Annotated in this window: 18 protein-coding genes; 1 reads left to right on the forward strand and 17 read right to left on the reverse strand. The window is 64.6% G+C overall.

Translation table 11 applies throughout. The features are described from left to right. Nucleotides 1-16 precede the first annotated feature (16 nt). The 12 genes from CFB17_RS13615 to CFB17_RS13670 form a co-directional block, all read right to left on the reverse strand. Nucleotides 17-1603, reverse strand: coding sequence for a sugar ABC transporter ATP-binding protein (locus CFB17_RS13615; protein ID WP_207762096.1), 1587 nt, complete (start codon nt 1601-1603; stop codon nt 17-19). Between the two features lie 47 nt (nt 1604-1650). Continuing rightward, nucleotides 1651-2994 (reverse strand): sugar ABC transporter substrate-binding protein, encoded by a 1344-nt coding sequence (locus CFB17_RS13620; protein ID WP_165769615.1) that lies wholly within the window; start codon nt 2992-2994, stop codon nt 1651-1653. A gap of 61 nt (nt 2995-3055) precedes the next feature. Next, nucleotides 3056-4378: a sugar ABC transporter substrate-binding protein gene (locus CFB17_RS13625; protein WP_088562118.1), complete on the reverse strand. Its 1323-nt coding sequence runs from the start codon at nt 4376-4378 to the stop codon at nt 3056-3058. 1071 nt (nt 4379-5449) lie between these two features. Continuing rightward, nucleotides 5450-6310 carry a Pnap_2097 family protein gene (locus CFB17_RS13630; protein ID WP_165769616.1) on the reverse strand — a complete coding sequence of 287 codons (861 nt, stop codon included), beginning with the start codon at nt 6308-6310 and terminating at the stop codon, nt 5450-5452. Then, entirely contained in the window at nt 6303-7604 is a 1302-nt protein-coding gene (locus CFB17_RS13635; protein WP_088562120.1) for an MSMEG_0569 family flavin-dependent oxidoreductase, read from the reverse strand. The genes CFB17_RS13630 and CFB17_RS13635 overlap by 8 nt, the downstream gene beginning before the upstream one ends. Before the next feature lie 8 nt (nt 7605-7612). Next, nucleotides 7613-7894 (reverse strand): MSMEG_0570 family nitrogen starvation response protein, encoded by a 282-nt coding sequence (locus CFB17_RS13640; RefSeq protein ID WP_088562121.1) that lies wholly within the window; start codon nt 7892-7894, stop codon nt 7613-7615. After that, nucleotides 7882-9054 (reverse strand): MSMEG_0565 family glycosyltransferase, encoded by a 1173-nt coding sequence (locus CFB17_RS13645; protein ID WP_088562122.1) that lies wholly within the window; start codon nt 9052-9054, stop codon nt 7882-7884. The genes CFB17_RS13640 and CFB17_RS13645 overlap by 13 nt, the downstream gene beginning before the upstream one ends. Beyond that, nucleotides 9051-10022 carry a sll0787 family AIR synthase-like protein gene (locus tag CFB17_RS13650; RefSeq protein ID WP_088562123.1) on the reverse strand — a complete coding sequence of 324 codons (972 nt, stop codon included), beginning with the start codon at nt 10020-10022 and terminating at the stop codon, nt 9051-9053. The genes CFB17_RS13645 and CFB17_RS13650 overlap by 4 nt, the downstream gene beginning before the upstream one ends. Beyond that, nucleotides 10019-10519 carry an MSMEG_0567/Sll0786 family nitrogen starvation N-acetyltransferase gene (locus tag CFB17_RS13655; RefSeq protein ID WP_088562124.1) on the reverse strand — a complete coding sequence of 167 codons (501 nt, stop codon included), beginning with the start codon at nt 10517-10519 and terminating at the stop codon, nt 10019-10021. Before CFB17_RS13655 ends, CFB17_RS13650 begins: the two co-directional genes overlap by 4 nt. Nucleotides 10520-10522: 3 nt before the next feature. After that, nucleotides 10523-11659, reverse strand: coding sequence for an MSMEG_0568 family radical SAM protein (locus CFB17_RS13660; RefSeq protein WP_088562125.1), 1137 nt, complete (start codon nt 11657-11659; stop codon nt 10523-10525). Then, entirely contained in the window at nt 11589-12641 is a 1053-nt protein-coding gene (locus CFB17_RS13665) for a Nit6803 family nitrilase (RefSeq protein WP_088562126.1), read from the reverse strand. Before CFB17_RS13665 ends, CFB17_RS13660 begins: the two co-directional genes overlap by 71 nt. A 34-nt stretch (nt 12642-12675) precedes the next feature. After that, the gene (locus tag CFB17_RS13670; RefSeq protein ID WP_088562127.1) at nt 12676-13158 is read right to left on the reverse strand and encodes an MSMEG_0572/Sll0783 family nitrogen starvation response protein; all 483 of its coding nucleotides are present in this window, start codon (nt 13156-13158) and stop codon (nt 12676-12678) included. Nucleotides 13159-13482: 324 nt separating this feature from the next. Between CFB17_RS13670 and CFB17_RS13675 the strand changes: the two genes are divergently transcribed. After that, on the forward strand, nt 13483-14862 hold the full coding sequence (locus tag CFB17_RS13675) for an aminotransferase-like domain-containing protein (RefSeq protein ID WP_243389888.1): 1380 nt from the start codon (nt 13483-13485) through the stop codon (nt 14860-14862). A gap of 231 nt (nt 14863-15093) precedes the next feature. Here the strand turns inward: CFB17_RS13675 and CFB17_RS13680 are convergent, their stop codons facing one another. From CFB17_RS13680 to CFB17_RS13700, 5 genes are all read right to left on the reverse strand, one after another. Next, nucleotides 15094-16407, reverse strand: a complete 1314-nt coding sequence (locus CFB17_RS13680) for an amidase (RefSeq protein ID WP_088562129.1) — start codon at nt 16405-16407, stop codon at nt 15094-15096. A gap of 63 nt (nt 16408-16470) precedes the next feature. Then, complete coding sequence (locus CFB17_RS13685; RefSeq protein ID WP_088562130.1) at nt 16471-17214, reverse strand: aspartate/glutamate racemase family protein; 744 nt, start codon at nt 17212-17214, stop codon at nt 16471-16473. Continuing rightward, on the reverse strand, nt 17211-18095 hold the full coding sequence (locus CFB17_RS13690; protein WP_165769617.1) for a carbon-nitrogen hydrolase family protein: 885 nt from the start codon (nt 18093-18095) through the stop codon (nt 17211-17213). The genes CFB17_RS13685 and CFB17_RS13690 overlap by 4 nt, the downstream gene beginning before the upstream one ends. Nucleotides 18096-18113: 18 nt before the next feature. Continuing rightward, a complete protein-coding gene (locus tag CFB17_RS13695) occupies nt 18114-19649 on the reverse strand; it encodes an amidohydrolase family protein (protein ID WP_088562132.1) in 1536 nt (511 codons plus the stop codon). A gap of 25 nt (nt 19650-19674) precedes the next feature. Further along, nucleotides 19675-20475 carry an ABC transporter ATP-binding protein gene (locus CFB17_RS13700; RefSeq protein ID WP_088562201.1) on the reverse strand — a complete coding sequence of 267 codons (801 nt, stop codon included), beginning with the start codon at nt 20473-20475 and terminating at the stop codon, nt 19675-19677.

The raw sequence follows: 20475 nt of genomic DNA on the forward strand, positions 1-20475 counted from the left end.
GCCTCGGCTAGGGCGCTCATTGCAGGGTCTCCGGGATTTGGTGGACGGCGGAACGACCGGGGGTGCCACTCCGCGGCAACATGAACGTTACGAGTTCGCGCTCGGTCGGCTTGGCATCTGGGGGCGCGGCAACCTCGGTTACAATGCTGCCGCGCTGCATGATAAGAATGCGATCGGAGAGGCCGATCAGTTCGAGCAATTCATCGGTGATCAGCAAAACACCGACGCCCTGGTCGGTCAGGTCGCGGATGAGCCGATAGATTTCCTCCTTGGCGCCGGCGTCGACACCACGGGTCGGATTGTCCAGCACCAGCAATTTGGGCTGGCGGCAAAGCCATCGCGCCAGCACGACCTTCTGCTGGTTGCCGCCGGAAAGTCTGGCGCAGCGTTGAGCCGGCGTCGCGGAGCGGATCGACATCTCTTTGGCATACCGCGCCGCCGTCGCCAGCTCGCGCCGTCGCCGCCACCAACCGAGAGGTCCCGCGAAGAGATCGGCGCCGCTCGCCAGCGAGATGTTCCAAGCCACGCTGAAGGCCGGGATCATGCCTTCAGTCAGTCGCTCGGCCGGCACGTAGCCAAGCCCTTTGCGGACTTGCGAGCGAATATCCGGAATTTCCGGAGGGCCCGACACGAACGACACGGTCCCGTGCTCGGCTGGTTCCACCCCCGCCAGGGCCTTGCCCAGGGCACTCTTGCCCGAATCAAGCAGGCCACCAATGCCCACCACCTCGCCCGGTCGAACTTCGAGCGTGACGTCCGCAAAATGCCCCGACCGGCCGAGCTTGCGGACGCCGAGAAGGGCCGGGCCATCGGTGACGGGACGCTGGCGGCGCTCATGATAGTAGTCAGCGGCACGCTCTCGGCCGACCATCAGGCCGTGCAGGGTTTTCTCATCCGTCGTCGCCGGGTCGAGTCGCGCGACCAACTGGCCGTCCTTCAGCACGTAAATGAGATCAGAGATGGCCAGCACCTCTGTCAGACGGTGCGACACAAACAAGAGCGAACCCTGGCCCTTGATGCGCGTCACCAACTTAAAGAATGCGTCCTCGTCACGACGATCCAGGGCGGAGGTTGGTTCATCCAGCAGTACGAAGGGCTCGACGATGCCTCCGAGGTGCGAGGTGGCGAGACAAGCCCGCGCGATCTCGATCGACTGGCGCTTGGAGAAATCGTAGTCGGCAGTCCGCCTGCGTACGTCGACGTCGATACCCGCGGCTTCGATGATCCCTTCCGCCGCGGCAATCATCGCCCGGCGATCCAGCCACTGGCCGGCATGGGTGAAGCGGCCCTCATAGCCAAGCAACAGGTTCTCGTAGACCGGCACGTTGCCGACGAGCGATTGTTCCTGAAACACGCGCGAGACGCCAAGACGCAGCGCCTCGCCATAACCATGCGGCCGGTAGTCCCGGCCGTTCAGTCGCATGCTGCCGGCGTCTGGAGCCACGATGCCGCTCAGGAGATTAAAGAGGGTCGACTTGCCGGCCCCGTTCTCGCCTACGAACGTGACAATGGCCTTGCGCGGCACCTCGAATTCGACGCCGTCCAGGATGACGTTTGGTCCAAAGGACTTTGTCAGCCCGTGAGCCTTGAAGAGTGGGGTCACGCTCGTGGGTGCCGGCGGGATTTGACTATGCGGGCTCATAGTTCCGGCTAGGCCTTGGCGTACGGCGAGGGGCCGTCGAACCTGATCTTGTAGTGATCGGCATATTGGGCCCTGACCCGCTCGAACTCGCCGTTCGACCGCGCATCGGCATAGGCCTTGGGCACCGTCCAACCTTGCGGCTTGGCTATTCCCTGCCAGTGCTTTTCGATATCGATGGGATAGACTTCGGCCTGGGGGTCCCAATCGTCCGGATGCAGGACTTTGGAGATCTTGCGGTAGTCGAAAGGCTTCACGTCGCCATTATCGACAAACCGCTTCAGGTAACCTTCGACATTCGTTTTCGTTGTAGTGAGCGACCGCCAGTTGAGCATGCGCTCGGCGGCGCGCGGTTGCCAGCCATGCGTCACGTCGTAGATTCGCCCGGCGAAGAGCGCTGCCGCATAGGCCGGGCTGTTGGCGCTGGTCGCCAGCTGGGTCCCCTTGGCAATCGACTTCGCGCCCAGGCTGGTACCGTCCGCGCCGACAACCAGAACATCCTCGCCTGGCCTCAATCCGGCGGCATTCAACGCTGCGATCACTCCCTGTGCCACGTCGTCGTTCTGCGCCACGATCCCCACAACGTCTTTGTGGCGGCTGAGCAGGTCTTCCGTGGTCTTCAGCGCGTCCTCGCGGTTCCACTTGCCGGGTAGCTGATCGACGAGCCGGGTCTTGGGATATTCTTTGAAGGCGGCATCGCGGCCCCCGCTGCGGGCAATGTCACTCCAATTGCCTGGGGAACCGGTCACTCCCAGAATATCGCCGCCGCCGAATTTCTCCGTGACCGCCTTGAGTAATTCCTCGGTCACCGCCTTGTGGGCCGCGAATTCCTCCGGCACGGCATAGAGGGTATAGTAATCGCCGGCCTCGAAGGGCGTGAACCAGGCCAGGGTATCCCAGACATTGCCGACATAGACCTTGTTGTCCTCGGCGCCCTTGGCGATGCGCGGCAGCGGACTGCCATCCGCTAGATTGAAGATGGCAGAGCCAATGCCGGCAGCGGTCTGTTGCTCGAACTGGTTGAGTTGAAGCTGACTGTCGAAATTTCCGTCCAGGCCGACATAGCCGCTAAAGCCCAATTCCGTCGTGGCATCCGCAAAGGCCTTGTCGAGGATGATGTTATATTCGTTGCGATAGAAGGCCGTCAGAAATGCCAGCTTGCCGGAAGGTGCGACGGCGGCGGCGGCGGGCATTCCCATGGTGGCGGCGGCAACGCTGGCGACGGCACCCGCCGAGGCCAGCGCCAGGAAATCCCGTCGCGAGACGCCATGGGTGTCCAGCCGGTCCATATGACGATCGACGACGCGCCGGTCGGTAAAGTCGGGAAATCGCCGGGGGTCGATGACGCGGCTCATGAACGTTCCAGTGAATGAGAGATCGGTGAACTCGAAGGCCATTGCTCGACAGGCCCGCGAGCTACGCCTTGCGGTTGGGCGAGGGGCCGTCGAATTTGATTTTGTAGTGATCGGCGTACTCGGCCTTGACCTTCTCGAATTCGCCATTGGCCCTGGCCTCCGCATAAGCCTTTGGCGGCGACCAGTCGGCCGGCTTGGGATAGCCCAGCCAGTGGCGTTCGAGATCGAGAGGATAGAGGTCGGCCTGAGGATCCCAGTCGTCGGGATGCAGAACCTTGGACATCCGTCGATAGTCGAAAGGTTCGGTATCACCGTTGTCGACGTATCGGTCGATGTAGCCGTCCACATTGTCCTTCGTCACGACCGTGGCGCGCCAGTACAGTTGGCGCTCGGCCGCCCGTGGCACCCAGCCATGGGCCACGTCGAAGATGCGTGTTGCAAACAGCGCACCGGTGAAGACCGGGGAATTGCCGCTGGTCGCGATTTGCCGGCCTGCTCGAACGGCCTTGGCGCCCAGGGACGTGCCGTCAGCGCCGGCAACAAGGACGTCCTCGCCCGCCTTGAGCCCGACGTTGCGCAAAGCGGCTATCGCGCCTTGCGCCTCGTCGTCATTCTGCGTGATGATTCCAACGATGTCCTTGTTGCGGGTCAAGAGATCCTCGGTCGCCCGCAGCGACTCCTCGCGCAGCCACTTTCCGGGCAACTGATCAACCAGCTTGATGTTGGGAAACTTGGCCAGGGCTTCCTCTCGGCCCCGGTTACGGGCCGTTTCACACCAACCCCCAGGCGATCCGGTAAGGGCTACGACCTTGCCACCACCGAATTTGTCGGAGACCGCTTGAAGCAACGCCTCGCTGACGCCGCGGTGGGCGACATCTTCCTCGGGGTTGGCATAGAGCGTGTAGTAGCCGGCACCATCAAACGGTGTGAACCATGGCAAGCTGTCCCAAACCGCGCCGAAATAAACTTTAGATGCGTCGGCTAACTGGGAGACGCGGCGCAGAGCGCTGCCGTCCAGGATATTGAAGAAGCCGCCTGTCGCTTGAGTGGTCGCCAGTTCCTCGAACTGGTTAAGCTGGCGCCCCGCATCGATCTGGCCGTCAAGCAGAGTATAGCCCATGCCCAGCGCCGCCGCAGCCGCGCCTGCCCCCTTGCCGACCAATTGATTATATTCGGTGCTTGCGCTCCAGGCGAGATAGGCAATCTTGCCGCTCGGGTCGGCGACGGCGACCGCGGGCCAGCCCATCGCCGTGGCGGCTGCGGAAGCAGCGACGCCCGCGGAGGCCAGCGCCAGGAAGTCGCGCCGTGCTACGCCGCGAGTATCCAGACGGTCAAGATGTCGGTCGATCACGCGCTTGTCCGCGAAATCCGGAAATTTTGGCATGGGCTCATCCGAGCGTAGGGAGAACAGACGGATCAGACTAAACGATCCGAAAACAAGGGTCGGCCGCTCCAATCTCCGTTAACGACCCGAGCGGGCCCGTCGAAACGGCGAAGCTTACTTAGGAAGACTATAAGTCGTCGGCGCCATCATTATTATGATTGGCACCCAATTCGCCTCGCGATCAACACGTACATATCTTATTATGACTTTCGCGTACTTCGGGTTTATTCCCATTTTTGCATTCGAACATTATTCGTTCCTCTTCAAGAGGCGCGACATGAGAAGCCAGGCTATCGCCGTCGTCGATAGCGTTCCCGCTTGATCGCTTCCGCAGGTTTATACCACAAACCCTATGGGTCAAGTCGTGAATTAGGAATATGTCATCGCGAATATAAAGGGGGCCCACCGGAGCGGTACGATTACGGCTATCGCCTCAGGTGTCACGCCCGGACGTGGGCGAGATAACGCGGACCGGCGAGCTTCTACCGGGACGTCGAGATCATGACCGTCCTGGAGGGATCAGATTTGACACGTTCGAAGGAACGTAGTGACCACCTTGCTGGCAAGGAGCGATCCTGTCGGGCAGCTGGCCGCGCATCATTTTGACGGGGTTGAAGCGAGACTGGGTGCTTACGCTGGTGCTACGGCTTGATCGGCCCGCAAACCGGTATCGACTATCAATTCTGGTCTCACATTAGCTTCGGCCTGACCTATGAGGGCTGCTCGCGGGCGCGGCCTGAAGCTATGGCATTGTCGCCAATCTCGTCGTCGGCTCTCGAGTCGAGGGGTCAAAGCCTCCAGGAACGTCCAGGCCTCGCAGCAGGTCTTTACCCGGAGATCTGGTCGCGACCTTCAGCTGAAGGCTGCATTGGCTCGGCAGTGACGAAAGCCGGACACGACTACCCATGCGGGCACGATCACCTCAAGATCGGCCATGCGATTTATGCATTGAAGCGCCGACATTCTGGCGGTTCCGGCCGGCCGATTAACTCAGCACAGCGTCGAAAGGAAATAGCGCTGACGCCTACAATGTGACCCCCGCGCCTCTTCCTTGCTCGCTAGCTGGGCTCTCTAGCTGGCTTCGCCCCGTTTCTCGGTGCGGGCAATGGCAAGGATGGCGTCATCGGAGAGGCGCCGGACAGCGCAGGTTGCGATCCGTCCAGCCGAAGTCGGCTCCAGCGCCAGGAGTTCGATCGCCAGCGGAACGGCCGGCCCCACATTGCCGAAGTAATGGATCTCGCGCATGACTAGGCGCTGATCGAGCTCATGCCACCAGTGCCAGTCGGCGCGCTCGAGAAAGGCCTGAAAGCTGGCGAAATAGAGGAAGCCCGCTCCGTTGAAGTCGGTGAGCGGGCAGGGTTCGATGGTGAATCGCTGGCTGACCTCGCTCATCGCCTGCTCGCGGGCCGTGTGGTGACGGCGTGCGAGGTCGGGTAATGCCTCGAGGGGAGCCAGCGCGCACTGGCAGCCTGCGGGCAGGTCGCGCGCCACCCTTTCATTGCAGCCCTCCTCGTGGCGATGGATGAAGACCGAAATCATCTCGATCGAGGCGATCACGCGTCCGTCGCACGACACCCGCTGGCGGCTAGCAAAACGTGTGGCCGAAAGCCGCGAGAGCTCGCCTTCGAAGATCAGCCTCGCCCCCTCGCGAACAGCCTCCAGGCAAAGATCCGCCAGCCGCAATGACACGAAACTCGGATAGAGGCGCTGGCCGCGGCTGTTTTGAAACGCGGGCTCGAGTTGGCCGAACGCTGCCGCAAGCATCAGCCAGTGCCGGTGGCCACAATATTTGAGCAGCCATGTCTCGGCCAGGCCGGCTGGTGCAAGCTCGGGCATACCGACGACCACGACGCTGGGGGCGGCATACCTCGCCGGCAGCGGATGGCGCTGGCCCTCGAGAAAGGCCATCTCGGGAAACGCGGTCTCAGACATGTGCGGCGCCCGCTCCATTCAAGGTCCGCCCCTGGCGGGAGGAAGCTCCCGTTGCCAGCCAGGCGGCAAGCTGCTCGACGATGAAGCCGGCATCGCGGGCGATGCCGGCAAAGCGGCCCGAACCCCAGCTATGCAACCAGGGAAGGCCGATGAAGGCCAGGCCCGGCATGGCACTCATGCCGCGCCGATGCGTCGGGTACCCCGTGCCATCGAAGACCGGCAGGCGGACGAAGCTGAAGTCGCTACGAAAGCCCGTCGCCCAGACGACGCTGTTGATGCCGGCCTCCTCGAGGTCGAGCGCGTCGCGCTCGATCGTCGGCTGCCAGACCGGCCGATAGGGCGGCTCCGACGGCGCGTCGATGCCCTTCTCAGCGATGTGCTTGTCGATGACGGACTTGATCCCTTCGGCTACCTTGTCGGCGGCATCGAGATTGGCCTTGAGGTCGGTGCCGAGCCTCAGGCTCGATCCGTCGATCTCAAGGAGGCGCCCATAGAGTTCCATGCCCTCCGTCGCGAAGCGGCGAAGATCGATCTCGCGACCGCCGTCACGGCCGGTCAGGTAGTGATTGGCGTTCTTCCGTACCCCCTCCTTGAGGGGATGCTGCTCGACCGGCACATCGTAGTAGCCCATGTCATGCAGCCATGCGATGGCATCCCGGCCGCGATAGCGGCGCGGTGATTTCGGCGCCCGCCCGACGCAGAGATAAACCTTTCGGCCGGCCAGATGCAGGTCCTCGGCGATCTGGCAGCCGGACTGGCCCGAGCCCACCACCAGGACGGCTCCCTCGGGCAGCGCATCAGGGTTCTTGTAGTCGCGGCTGTGCAGCTGGTGGATCGACCTTGGCAGCCGCTCGGCGATGCGCGGGATAACCGGCAGGTGATACCCGCTGATCGCGACGACGACGGCATCGGCGGTAAAGGGGCCGCGCTCGGTTGCAAGCTCGAAGGGGCCATCCGGCTGGCGCGTCAGGGCCGTGACTGCCGTATGCTCGAGAAGCGGCGGGTGCACCTTGTCACGATAGGCCTGTACATAAGCCACGATCTCGTCGCGGAGCATGAAGCCATCCGGGTCTGGCCCCGGATAGGGAAAGTCCGGCAACTGACATTGCCAGTTGGGCGTCACCAGGCAGAAACTGTCCCAGCGCTCGTTGGCCCAGGCATGCCCGGTTTCCCGCTTCTCGATGACGAGATGGGCGATGCCCTGCTGCATGAGATAATGACTGACCGAAAGGCCAGCCTGTCCGCCGCCAATGACGATCACGGGGTAATGAGGCGGCGTTGCTGCCTTCTCCATTCTGGTCCTCATGTGTTGAATGCGCCCACATGGACGAGGGCATCCGGCTCGAAGCGCGCGGCCTGGGCTTCGAGCCTTTCGAGCTGGCCGATGGCACGGCTGCAGGCAAAGCCGTATTTGGCCTCGACGCGGGCGCTGGCGATGGTAAGCGCCTGACGGCAACGATCCATCAGGTCGGTGAGACGATAATCGCTGCCGGGCTTGAGAAATTCCTGCACGACCAGGGATGGCGAATAGCAGACCTCATCCCGGCCGTCGGGCCAGCGAAGCGTGAAGGTCATCTCCGGCATCGCGCACTCCTCTCGGTCGATGCGGCCAGACGCGCGTAGAGCGGCACATGCCGGTCCGCCACGTCTTGCCAGTCAAAGCGGGCCGCCACCTTGGGTCCACGCCGCGCAAGATCCGGCCCGATCTTCGGGTCCAGGGAGGCACGCATCGCGGCCGCGATGGCGGCCGGGTCGGATGGATCGACCCACAGGCATTCATGCGCGCCCAGATAATCGCGAAAGGGCGGTCGATCCGCGACGATGACCGGCGTGCCCGAGGCCATCGCCTCGATGACGGCCAAGCCAAATCCCTCCTCGAAGGAAGGGAAGACCAGGGCGTCCGCCAGGCGATAGAGACTCTCCATCCGCGGCTGTGGGAGCGCGCCGGTGACCTGCACAGCCCGGATGAGATCCGGATCGTACGCCGCCAGTTTCGCCGCGAACGCAGCCTGATAACTGCTGTGATCGAGAAGCGTGGCGCCGCCTGCAAAAATCAGCCTTGCCTCGGGGAGGGCCGCTTGCACCCAGCGAAAGGCCGCAAGGATGTTCTGGCTGTTCTTGCGGGCCTCGATGCCGCCCACGGCCAGGAAAAGCGGCCCCTGTCCGAGCTCGAGCTCCTGGCGCAAGGCGGCGTCCTGCGGCCTCGGCGCCGGGCTGAAGCGGTCAAGGGCGACGCCGTTGCCGACACAGAAGGCCTCACGACCATGCGTTTTGCGTAAGATCGCCTGCCAATGCGCGCTGACGCAGCAAAGGACATCCGGTTTCTCGATCGCCCGCTGGCTCCAGCAGGCCAGCACCGGATCGGCGAAATTGTCCACATGGTGCACGGTACGAACCAGGGGGGTCTTAATCCGCGCGGGCCTGAGGGCCAGCACGGCATTGGCACTGATGGGATCCTGGGCGTGGAGGATGTGGAAACGGTCCGGCGGCTGGTTCGCCACATAGGCGCTGATCTCGTCAATCCGCTGCGACACCAGTTGGCGCAGATCCTTGCCGACAGCGGCCACGGGCAGGGCCACGGTTTCGCAGGCGGCCTGACGAAAAAACCCGCGCCCGTCCTGGTCAGGGCCAATGACGACCGCCTCGACGCCGCGTGCCAAGAGGGCCTCGCCCAAAGCCAGCGCGTGCGCCACGCCGCCGCGCGGATTGACCGAATGCGTGAAGAGGGCGACGCGCAGCCTCATGCATCCGGTCTCCGGCCACAGCCGATCAAAGGCTGGACCCCAAAATCCCAAACGGTGGCTTCCTGCCCACCCTGGGCGATCCTGACGGACGATCCCGCCTCGACATGGCCGATCGGGGCGCAGGCGATGTCCCGGCTGGCAAAGTGACCGGCGACCAGATCTCGCGCGGCGGGCGGCACGGCCAGGAGAAAGCCGAAGCTTGGAAAACTCGTGAGCCAGCGCAAGGGGTCGATCCCCTCCGGCCGCGGAATGGCGTCGATGTCGAGACGACCGCCGCAGCCAGAGCTCTCGAGAAGCATGACGGCCGTGCCGACGAGGCCGGCCTGACTGATGTCCTTGGCGGCGCCGCAGGCGGACATCTCGGCCAGGCTCGGCAGCAATTCAAGATCGCCGCGCAGCCGCTCCGCCGGTCTGCCGGTGCTGGCGTCCCAAAAGGGGTGCGGCTCGCGAAAGCGCCCTCTAAGATCAATGGCCGCCATCAATAGCTGGCCAGGCTCGGCCGCAAAGCCCGAGAGCAGGCGGCGCGCTCGTCCGAGAACGGCCACGGCCAGCTGATCGCTCGGGCTGCGAAGGTTGCTGTGACCGCCGACGATCGGCACACCGTAGCGCGACGAGGCCGATTTCAGCCCGTCGAGGAGAGGCAGGCTGGCGACCGCATCTCGCGCCCAAAGGGCATCGACGACGGCGATCGGCCGCCCGCCCATGGCAGCGATGTCGGAAAGATTGACCATGAGGCCGCAATAGCCGGCGAAAAAGGGATCGGCGGCAACGAAACTTGGCAGAAAGCCCTCGATCGCCAGAAGAAGGAAGCCATCGCCATCGGCAATGGCGGCGCAGTCGTCGCCGACCTCGATGGGCGAGTCTGAGAGGCCCAGCCGTTGCGCCACGCCCGCGATATCGCGCTTTTGCGCCAGCCCCAAAGTCTGGCTGATCGCCAGGGCCAGGCCATCGAGCGAGGTGCGGGTCATGCGACCAGCCGTCCGGCCACGATGAAGCCCTCCTCGCCCGCGGTATCCGGAGGATAGAAGTCGAGGTCGGCCTGCATCAGGTGATGCGGATGGTCATGCAGGAGCACTTCGCCCTGGCTTTGCCAGTGTAGGCGGCGAAAAAGAACGACGTTGCGGCGCTGCACGTGGGCAAGAAAGCGGGTGCTGCCTCGGGCATGCGCGGTCGAGACTGCAAGGCGGATTAAGGCCGCCCCGAGCGGGCCGGCGCGGCGATGATCCGGATGGACGCAGAGTCGCGAGCCCCACCAGAGGCCGGGTTCGCTCGAATGAATGCGCACCGTGCCGACAACGACGCCCGCCTCGTCCAGGGCGACGATCGGCAGGGCGATGGCGTCGATCGCATCCCGGTCGTCGTCGGCAAAGAGGCCCTGCTCCTGACAGAAGACCTGACGCCGCAAGGCGGCCGCACCCTGGCATTCCTCTGGTAGCGTGGCGAGTTTGACCCGGTAATCCTGCATGGCTCAAAAGGCTCCGACCGCGCGGTCCGGTTTCTCATAAGAGGCGAGGGCGGAGCAGGCGCCGCATTTAGCGCAGCCTGCCTTGACATCCAAGGAGCGGAGGCCAGCCGACCAGAGCATGGCCCCCAAAGGCTCGAGGATCGCATGCATGAAGGAGGGATCGGGTGTGGGATGGCTCTCCAGGGGCGTGCCAGATATCGGCACGAAGGGAACGACGAAGGGGTAAACGCCAAGGCTAATAAGCAGCTCGGCCATCCCGAGGATCGCCTCCTTGCTGTCGCCCAGGCCCGCCAGGATATAGGTCGAGACTTGGCCCCGGCCGAAGACAGGGACGGCGGCGGCGAAGGCCTGCATGTAGCGCTCGACCGGCACGCCGGCCTTGCCAGGCATGAGGCGCTGGCGCAATTCGGGCGTGACGATCTCGAGATGCATGCCCAGCGAATCGACGCCCGACGCTTTCATTCGGGCAAACCAGTCATCGTCGTCGGGTGGCTCGCATTGCGCCTGGATCGGCAGGTTCACAGCTGCCTTGACGGCAAAGGCGCTCTCGGCCAGCACGGCCGCCCCGCGATCGGAAGTCGCCGGTGTGCCCGTCGTCATGACCATGTGGCGCACGCCATCGAGGCGCACGGCCGCCTCGGCGACCTCGGCCAATTGGGCCGGCTGCTTGTGCGCGATGGTACGGCCAGCCGCCAGCGACTGACCGATGGCGCAGAACTGGCAGGTCTTGGTCCGGCTCTGGTAGCGGATGCAGGTCTGCAAGACGGTGGTCGCCAGAACGTCGCTGCCATGCATGACAGCGATCTTCGAATAAGGAACGCCTTCGGCCGTCTGCAGCTGATAGAAGCGTGGGCCCGCCGGAAAAGCGATTGTCGCGACCGGAACGCCATCCCGAAGCAGGACGCTTTGGCCCGAGGCATCGGGTCGCTCGGCCATAAAGGGGCTCTCGAAGGCTTGAGCGGTGTGGACGGGTATCATGACCGTCCGGTCGCCGATGGTCACGGCCTTGTGGTCGGAGGGTCCGGCACCGCCGCGGCGGCTGGCGATGCCGGCCTTCGGATCGACCAGTCTAAGACCCGAGGACTGCAGCTCGTTGATCAGCTGTTCCAGCCCCGGGGGCGTCGAACAAACTGGGGTCATGATCGTCTCTTCCGTATGGATCCGCGAAGGGAAAGGAAACAGCGTCCGATCGGCTGGTGGCCATCACCGGCTGCGGACGATCGTCGATCAGAAGGCGCAGGAGTTCGGGTCTGGCATAATGACCGACCGAATCCATCATCCGCTTGCGCTTGACGATGAGGGAGAGATCGAGCTCGGCCACGAGCAGGCCCTCGCCCTCCTTCAGGGGCGGGGCCAGATGCTGGCCCTCAGGCGATATGATCGCCGTGCAGCACCCGCCGCGCAGCGCGCGCTGCAGGCCCTGGTCAGGCGTTATGGCGACGATCTGCGCGTCGGTCAGCCAGCCGGTGGCGTTCACCACGAAGCAGCCCGCTTCCAGCGCGTGGTGGCGGATCGTCACCTCCATCTGGTCGGCAAAGATCTGGCCCACCATTGAGCCCGGAAATTGGGCGATGTGGATTTCCTCATGCTGCGCCATGAGGGCAAAGCGGGCCAAAGGATTATAGTGCTCCCAGCAGGCCAAAGCACCGAGGTGGCCGACACGGCTCTTAACCACCTTGAGGCCGCTGCCGTCGCCCTGGCCCCAGATCATGCGCTCATGAAAGGTGGGCGTGATCTTGCGACGTTTTAAAAGCAGGCTGCCATCGGCGTCGATGAGAAGCTGTGTGTTGAAGAGCGAGCCGTGATCTCGCTCGTTGATGCCGAGCGCGACGACGATCTCATGTCGGCGGGCTGCCGCCGCTACTGCATCGACCAGTGGGCCCGGCACGGTAGGAGCAAGTTCGTAGAGCCGGGCGTGTGCCCGGCCGGACAGAACGGGCGGCTGGACGAACGAGAAATAGGGGTAATAGGGAACGAAGGTTTCAGGAAAGGCGATCAGCCCGGCACCTTGGCCGGCGGCCTCGCCGATGGCCGCCAGAACCTTGGCAAGGGTGCCCTCGGCCGAGTCGAGATCGGGGGCCAGCTGGGCTGCCGCCACCTTGATCGTCGGGGAAGCGCTCATTGACGGCTTGTCTCCAGGCGACGGTCGGTCAGGATCAAAGCGTCCAGGTATCAAGGATGAAGGCGTTGGCCTTGCGGTGCAGAAGGACGAGATCCAGCACGTCCAGGGGGCTGATCGGCTGGATGCCTTCCATAAGCGCCGGCTCGCCGCTGCCATAGAGGGCCTGCAGCGCGAATCGGCAGGCATACACCTTGCCGCCCTCGCTCATGATCTTGCCCAACTGGTTGTTGAAGTTCAGGTGACCGGGGAAAGCCTCGTCACCCAGGGTCGGGAAGCCGCGCTGGATGCCAAGGGTCACGCCAGGCCCATAAAGGAGGACAGACGTCTCGAACCCCTTGCGGATCAAACGCGTGGCCTGCAGCAGGTTGACGAGGCCGATCGAGCCTTCAAAGGCCACCGTATGAAAGGTGACAAGCGCTTTTTCGCCGGGCTCGGCTTTCACGTCCTCGAACAATTTCGACTCGTAATCGACCAGATAATCGCCCTTCTGGTGCTTGGCTTTCTTTACGACCGGCATGGCTTCAACTCCATCAAGGGATGATCAAGCGCAACGACACAGCTCCGTAGCGGCGGCATCGTCTCGCCTGGCAGGCTGAATGATCGCAAGCATTATGCCAGTCAATTTGAATGTCAGACCATGGTCATTATCCATTCAATAATGCATTCAATTCGCTAAGACAAATGACTTAGAATTACCCATTTTGTGCATTTTATGAGGCAAAATGCCTACTGATCGGGCAATTGGGGCGTGCTTTACAAGTGGCTGCCACCGGGTTACTGCTGCGATCAATTCAGAAATTGAATGCATCTATCTCGACCCTTCACCAGGAAGACATCCTCGATGTGGCTGCCCGACCTTGGCGATCATGCGCGACCGCATTATCTGGCGATTGCCGATGCCATTGCCGAGGATATCCGAGTTGGCCGGCTGCGCGCCGAGGACCGTCTGCCGCCGCAACGGCATCTGGCCGCGCGGCTCGACCTCAACTTCACGACCGTGGCCAGAGGCTATGTGGAGGCGCAGCGGCGCGGCCTGGTCGAGAGCCGGGTCGGGGCTGGGACCTTCGTGCGCTCGCAGGCAACGGCATCGGCTCCGGCGCGTAGCATCCGTCGTACCGATCTCGTCGATTTCAGCATGAATCTGCCGCCCGAGCCGGACGATCCGGCCCTCCTGGAGCGGATGCGGCGGGCATTCACGGCCGTTGGCGGCGATCTTACGACCCTCTTGCGCTACCAGGGCTTCGGCGGCACGCCGGAGGACAAGGATGCGGCCCTTGGCTGGTTGACGCGGCGCCACGTGAGCGCCACCCGCGACCGCCTCCTCATCTGTCCGGGCACACATAGCGCGCTCTTGGCCATCATTGGTTCGCTGGCGCGCCCAGGCGAAGCCGTTGCTTGCGAGATGCTGACCTATCCGGGGCTGAAGGCGATTGCCGGCCAGCAGGGGGTGCGGCTGGTGGGTGTGGAGAGCGACGCGCAAGGCATGCGCGCGGATGCCCTGGAAGCGGCCTGTGCCGAAGGTGCCATCAAGGCCCTTTACTGCAATCCCACGCTCTTGAACCCGACGACGGCGACGATCACCGCACCGCGCCGCCTGGAACTGATCGAGGTGGCGAGAAAACATAGCCTGCGCATCATCGAGGACGATGCCTACGCGTTGGTTCCGAGACAGCCGCCGCCGGCCTTCGCAACGCTGGCGCCGGACATCACCTACTACGTCATGGGTCTGGCTAAATGCTTAGGGGCGGGTCTGCGCATATCCTACCTCGTACTGCCCGAAGGCGGTCGCTCATGGGCGGTCGCGACGGCCCTGCGCGCCGCCAACGTCATGGCCTCGCCCATAACGTCCGCTTTGGCCTCGCGCTGGATCGCCGAGGGGATCGCCGATGACGTGCTGGAGCAGATCCGCGTCGAGTCACGAGCGCGACAGGAACTGGCCCGGGAGAGCCTGGCCGGTCACGAGGTGGCCAGCGATCCCGAGGGCTTCCATCTTTGGATCACCCTGCCGCCGCACTGGACTCGCTCGGCCCTGACCGGCCAGTTGCGGACTTCTCGCATCGGCGTCGTTGCCAGCGACGCTTTCGCCGTGGGCGAAACGCCGCCCGAAGCCGTGCGCGCCTGCCTCGGCGGGTTCACCAACCGGGCCGAGACCCGGCACGCGCTGGAGTTCCTGGCGGAGGTCCTGAACACGCCCCCCAGCATGATGAGCGGCGTCATCTGAGCGCAGGGCACCTATGGACAGACGAATGCTAAGGGCCGTCCCTCGTGCGCGCTTGCATGGCAGGCGAGGCAAGCCGGCCGGACACGATCAAGGTGCTCTGCACCCTGCCGCGGCACGCGCATCGCTGCAGTACTCGAGGTCGAGTCGGGCCAGCGCCCCTCTACGGGCGGCAGCCGAGCCCCATAACTAGGACGACCTTGACGAATAGCCTGGCCGGCAACGCCACGGGCCTCAAGGCTGCCAATGGCTAAGCCTTTTCTCCAGCCAGGTGGCGGCGGCCAGCAAATCGGCGTCGCCTTGCTCGCGTCCCACCAGTTGCAAACCCAGCGGCATGCCCTCGAGCGTCAGTCCGGGCAGGCTGAGGCTGGGTGCGCCGAGAAAGGTCCAGATCGAGGCCAGGATGGGGTCGCCGGTGCCGGCCTCGAACGGCCCCGCCACATGAGTGGTCGCGGCTGTGATCAACGCATCAAAGGGAGCGGCGATCGCCGCGAATTCCTGCCGAAGCGTCTCACGAAGCCGACGGGCCCGGGCGAGCGCGGGATCGCCGATCGACTGGCCACGCTCGATCAAATCCACCAGGATGGGTGACATCAACGCTCTTCCCCGCCGGTAGTCGACGTCGAGCTCGGTTGCGAGACCATGCATTAAGAGGTCGCCCAATGCCGGACTGGCCTCGGCGAAGCTCTTTGGCAGATCGAGGCGCTCGACCTCGGGGCCAAGCGAGCGGACAAAGGCCTCGATCAGCGCCCGGGAGGCAGGACTGACCTGGTCCCAATAGGGGCCGGGCACGAAGGCCAGGCGGGGCAGGGCCGGCGACCCGATGTGAGATGCGTCGAGCAGGCCCGGCTCGGTCAGAGCCGCAAGGAGAACTGCCGCGCCTTGAACGTCCGTCGTCATGAAACCCGGCTGATCGAGAAGCTCGGCCTGGGGAAGAATGCCCGTGCGAGGCAGGAGTCCGAAGCTGGGCTTGAAACCGACGATGCCGCAATAGGAAGCTGGTCGGATGATCGATCCGTTCGTTTGCGTTGCGAGCGCGGCCGGCACCATGCCGGACGCGACGGCGGCGGCCGATCCGCTCGACGAGCCGCCGGGCGTGCGCCCTTTATCATGCGGATTGCGCGTAGGACCGGCGGCGAAGGTGGCAAATTCGGAGGTTACCGTCTTGCCGATGATAACGGCCCCAGCCTGCCGCAGCCGCGTGACCAGCGCCGCATCCGTCCCCGGCCGGCGCCCTTCGTGCAAGGGCGAGCCATAGGCGGTCGGCATGTCGGCCGTATCGATGATGTCCTTAACCCCGACCGGCAGGCCATGCAGCGGACCAGGCGGCTTTCCTGCCTTGCGCGATGCATCCAACGCCCGGGCCCGGGCCAACGCCCCGGCCGGGTCCAGATGGACGAAGGCCCGGATCTCGGGCTCCTCCGCCGCAATGCGCGCGAGACAGGCGGCGGCGAGGTCGACCGCCTCGAGATCCCCATCGCGAAGAGCACGGAGAAGATCCGCAAGGGACCGGCCGGGCGAGTTGCCCGGGTTCAAGGATGCCGTCATAGCGGGCTCCCATCGTTCCGTTTTAGAGCCGCTCACGCTCCGAGGCCAGCGACATGGGCAAGGTCAACCGGCCTGGAAGAGCGCGCGAAGCTCGGGGGTGACACCAAGGACGGGCTTGCTCGCGGAGCCGCGAGGACGACGGGACCCGCCGGGCTTGGGCGGGAATGCCGCAAGGGCTTCCGCCTGGCGGGTCGCCGCCGCCACGCAGTCGAGGATCGGCACGGCCACGCGCTCCGCGAGCCGCTCGGCCAGCCCGGCCAGCGGCGCGCCCGCGAGAATGATGATGTCGGCACCGTCCAATTCGACGGCCTCGCGGCACAAGGTCAGGAGGGCCGTTTCCTTCTCTTCCTGGATACGGGTGATGTCGCCGAACCCGTCCTGCAGGCAGCGGATCGATGCCAGCCGCGAGCGCAGGCCCAGCCGTTCGACGGCGTCTTCGTACCAGGGCTTGAATTCCGCTGCGAAGGAGACGAGCGAGAAGCGGCGTGCCAGCATGGAGGCCGTCAGCATGGCACTCTCGGCAACACCCAGCACCGGCACCGACAATAGCTCGCGCGCGGCATCCAGCCCGGGATCACCGAACGCCGCGATCACCGCCGCATCGCAGTCGGCAGCGTGGGCGGCCAGCATTTCCAAGGTAGCGCAGGCGGCGATCGCGGCTTCCGCGCGGGTGACGATGTAGGGAACACCCCAGGTCACGGTGACGGCCTCGATTTCGGTATCGGGCGACGCAGCGCGCCTTGCCGTAGCCGCGATACGCGCGGTTATGTCCGTCGACGTGTTGGGATTGACGATCAATAGCCTCATGCTTCGATCCTTATGCCAGGCGTGATGAAGCCCTGGGTGAGAATGGGATGGCGCCGCTCGAACAGGGGCAGGGTGGCACGCGCCCGCTCGATGTCGGCTCGCTCGATCGCCGCCACGGCCATACCGGCCGTTGCCGCCGCGCCGACGGCAGAGCGGGCCAGAACGGTGCCGTCCGCAGCGATGACGCAGCTGCCGCCGGGCTGCGGAATGCTCGTGCCGGCCAGCCGATCCTCTCCTGCACGGCTGGCATAGATCACCGCCAGGCCGTTCTCCCGCGCATGCGTGCGCAGTTCGCCCAGGACAAAGGCGTCATCCTCCCCGCTCAGGCCGGCAACCGGCACCGCGACCAGATCCGCCCCCAGCGCACGTAGCGCTCGCCATGCTTCCGGAAAACGGCGGTCGTAACAGATCAGACAACCGAGTCGCAGGCCACCGAGATCGAAGACACGAAGATCGGCCCCGGGGCGGAAATGACCCGCCTCGTCGGCATCGGGACCGCTTGGGAGATGCAGTTTGCGGGCGACGCGGCCCGACCCCTGCAAGCCGGCGCCAGGAACGAGCCTGCCATCGGCTCCGATCAACACGGCGCTGTTATAGCCTGGCCCATCGGGGTCCCATTCGTAGAACGGCAATAGCGCCGCAATGCCAAGGCTGGCACAATGCGCCGCCACGCGCGCGAGCACGTCAGCATCGATGGACACCGCCCAATCGCATCGCGACCCAGCCGGCTCGGCACAGAAATAGGGAAGCATCGCCAACTCTGGCAGGACTGCCAGCTTGACCGATGCCGCAGCGGCGGCTGCGAGCGCGGCGCAGACCGCCGCCTCGTTCACCGCCAAATCTTCCATACAGCCCTTCGGCTGCAGGGCGGCGACCAGCATGGAACTTGGCATCCCCGCCTAGAAGCGCGCACTCTGCCGATAAAAGGGCACGTGGCCCTCAGGATCGATATAGCCTTCATAGAATGCACGCATGTGCGGCAGCACGGCCTTGGACAGCCGCCGGCGATCCTTTTCGCTCTCGCTCAACTCCCGACTCAGGAGGTCGCTGATCTGGCCAAGCGCCGCGTCGCGGTCAACCTTGGTGAACCTGCCGCCCTGATAGACGACCTCGCCCGCGACCATGACCGTGTTGACGCCCTCGGTCTTGGCCCGCTGGATCACCGCATCCAGCACCGGAACCTCGCGGTCGAGATAGGGGTAGCTCACCTGGCGCCAGTCGATCAGGACCATGTCCGCCCCACGTCCCACCTCGAGCCGGCCCAAGGTCGAGCCGTAAGGCGTGGTCATGGCTCCGCCCTCGGTCGCCATGCGGAAGACCTGGGCCGGGGTGGGCACGCTATCGTCCATGCCCGGCTCCCGATGAGCGCGCAGCACCATGCGCATTTCCTGCAGCATGTCGCGATCGTCATTGATGCCAGCCTCGTCGATGCCGATCGCGACATTGATCCCCTTGGCCTCGAAGCGGTTCAGGGGAGCCACACCCGAGCGCAGACGGAAATTCGAGCTGCAATTGTGACAGATGCAGGTGCCCGTCTCGGCGATGCGCTCGATATCTCCCTCCGAGAGCCACACCCCGTGGCCCAGGGTCAGCTTCGGGCCGAGCAGGCCGAAACGAGCGATGTAGTCGAGCGCCGTGCCGCCGCCACGACGCCTTGCATACTCTTTCTGATATGCCGTCTCCACCAGATGCATGTGCAACGGGGCATCGTAGCGTTCCGACGTCTCGGCCAGCATCTCCAGCGCCCGGTCGGAGCACCAGTGCAGATTGGCGGGTGCGAGTTGGATCTTCACCCGTTCCTTCGCCTGATGCTTGCCGTGGAGGTGGCCGAAAAGCTCGATAGCCTCTTCGGCGCCAAGCTGGAAACGATCGAAATATTTCGCCAGCAGCGGCTTAACGTCATCCGGGACGCGGGCCAGGAAATCTTCGTTGGATTCGTAGACGAGATGATTCTGATCTCGCAGCGCGAAGCAGTAGGAGACCCGCATGCCGATGGCTTCGTAGGCCGCGATGACCTGGTCAGCACTTGCCTCAACCTCCGGCAGCCTGCCCGGCATCCAGCCGTGGATATGCTGCACGGTGGTGATGCCCGACGCGATCATCTCGAAGGCCGAATAGAGCGTGTCGAGATAGAGATCGACATCGCGCGTGACCATCCGTGTGGCAAACCAGAGTTCCAGCGGCATGTCGGGCGAGCCCAACTGTAGGGGGGTCAGACCTACATGGTGGTGACCGTTGACGAAGCCCGGCAGCAGCACCTCGTTGCCGGTGCCGATTACCGATGTCTCGGGATTCTGACGCGCCAGATCCTCAAACCGGCCGATCGCCGCGATCACACCGTCTTTCTGCAGGACAGCGCCATCCTCAATCTGCTCCCAACCGTGCCGGTCAAGGGCGCGCGTGATGACATACTTGCCGCGAATGATGCTTTGCATCGGGATTTCGTCCTAGAAAAAATCGTCAATTGGCGGAGGTCAACGCTTCCTGCTCGGCGAAGGCCCGGTCGACCTCGTCGCGCAGGAGGCCGGTCAGCTCGCGTCGCAGGGCCATCGCCTCGGGCGCCTCCACGTCTCGTGGACGCGGAAGGTCGACGTCGATCACGGCCTTGATGCGCCCAGGCCGGGCGGTGAATACGGCGACCCGATCGGCCAGGGCTACCGCCTCGTCGATATGGTGGGTGACGAACATCACCGAGGCGCCGGTGGCGTGCCACACGTCGAGCAAAAAGCCCTGCATCTTGGCGCGCGTCTGCACGTCCAGGGCGGCGAACGGCTCGTCCATCAGGAGCACGCGCGGCCGCATCGCCATGGCGCGGGCGACCGAGACGCGCTGGCGCATGCCACCCGAAAGTTCATCCGGGCGCTTGTCGAACGCCTCCGACAGGCCGGCCCGGGCCAGAACCTCGCGGGCCACTTGGCGACGCTCCTCGGTGGAGACGCCGTGAAGGGACAGGCCAAAGGTAACGTTCTGCCAGACCGACAGCCAGGGGAGGAGGGCGGCCTCCTGGAAGATAAGGCTGCGCTCCGGTGCCGGGCCGTTCACCGTCTGGCCATGCGCCAGGATCGCGCCGGAGGTCAGTTTCTCGAGACCGGCGATCAGATAGAGCAGCGTGCTCTTGCCGCAGCCCGACGGTCCCAGCAGGCAGACGAACTCGCCCGGCGCCACGTCGAGGTCAACACCGCGCAGCGCCTCGTGCGCCCGTGGCGAGCCTGCGGCCCAGGTCTTGCCGACGTCCCGGCAGGAAACGGCGGACGAAGTCAT

This window comes from Arboricoccus pini, assembly GCF_900187945.1.
Taxonomy (GTDB): domain Bacteria; phylum Pseudomonadota; class Alphaproteobacteria; order Geminicoccales; family Geminicoccaceae; genus Arboricoccus; species Arboricoccus pini.

Excerpts from the sequence above, each read along its gene's own strand:
- CFB17_RS13670 (WP_088562127.1), bottom strand. The coding sequence starts at position 13,158 with ATGCCGGTCGTAAAGAAAGCCAAGCACCAGAAGGGCGATTATCTGGTC.
- CFB17_RS13685 (WP_088562130.1), bottom strand. The coding sequence starts at position 17,214 with ATGAGGCTATTGATCGTCAATCCCAACACGTCGACGGACATAACCGCG.
- CFB17_RS13650 (WP_088562123.1), bottom strand. The coding sequence starts at position 10,022 with ATGACCCGCACCTCGCTCGATGGCCTGGCCCTGGCGATCAGCCAGACT.
- CFB17_RS13660 (WP_088562125.1), bottom strand. The coding sequence starts at position 11,659 with ATGACCCCAGTTTGTTCGACGCCCCCGGGGCTGGAACAGCTGATCAAC.
- CFB17_RS13695 (WP_088562132.1), bottom strand. The coding sequence starts at position 19,649 with ATGCAAAGCATCATTCGCGGCAAGTATGTCATCACGCGCGCCCTTGAC.
- CFB17_RS13700 (WP_088562201.1), bottom strand. The coding sequence starts at position 20,475 with ATGACTTCGTCCGCCGTTTCCTGCCGGGACGTCGGCAAGACCTGGGCC.
- CFB17_RS13675 (WP_243389888.1), top strand. The coding sequence starts at position 13,483 with ATGTGGCTGCCCGACCTTGGCGATCATGCGCGACCGCATTATCTGGCG.
- CFB17_RS13635 (WP_088562120.1), bottom strand. The coding sequence starts at position 7,604 with ATGGAGAAGGCAGCAACGCCGCCTCATTACCCCGTGATCGTCATTGGC.
- CFB17_RS13625 (WP_088562118.1), bottom strand. The coding sequence starts at position 4,378 with ATGCCAAAATTTCCGGATTTCGCGGACAAGCGCGTGATCGACCGACAT.
- CFB17_RS13620 (WP_165769615.1), bottom strand. The coding sequence starts at position 2,994 with ATGAGCCGCGTCATCGACCCCCGGCGATTTCCCGACTTTACCGACCGG.
- CFB17_RS13640 (WP_088562121.1), bottom strand. The coding sequence starts at position 7,894 with ATGCCGGAGATGACCTTCACGCTTCGCTGGCCCGACGGCCGGGATGAG.
- CFB17_RS13680 (WP_088562129.1), bottom strand. The coding sequence starts at position 16,407 with ATGACGGCATCCTTGAACCCGGGCAACTCGCCCGGCCGGTCCCTTGCG.
- CFB17_RS13630 (WP_165769616.1), bottom strand. The coding sequence starts at position 6,310 with ATGTCTGAGACCGCGTTTCCCGAGATGGCCTTTCTCGAGGGCCAGCGC.
- CFB17_RS13645 (WP_088562122.1), bottom strand. The coding sequence starts at position 9,054 with ATGAGGCTGCGCGTCGCCCTCTTCACGCATTCGGTCAATCCGCGCGGC.
- CFB17_RS13690 (WP_165769617.1), bottom strand. The coding sequence starts at position 18,095 with ATGCTGGTCGCCGCCCTGCAGCCGAAGGGCTGTATGGAAGATTTGGCG.
- CFB17_RS13655 (WP_088562124.1), bottom strand. The coding sequence starts at position 10,519 with ATGCAGGATTACCGGGTCAAACTCGCCACGCTACCAGAGGAATGCCAG.
- CFB17_RS13665 (WP_088562126.1), bottom strand. The coding sequence starts at position 12,641 with ATGAGCGCTTCCCCGACGATCAAGGTGGCGGCAGCCCAGCTGGCCCCC.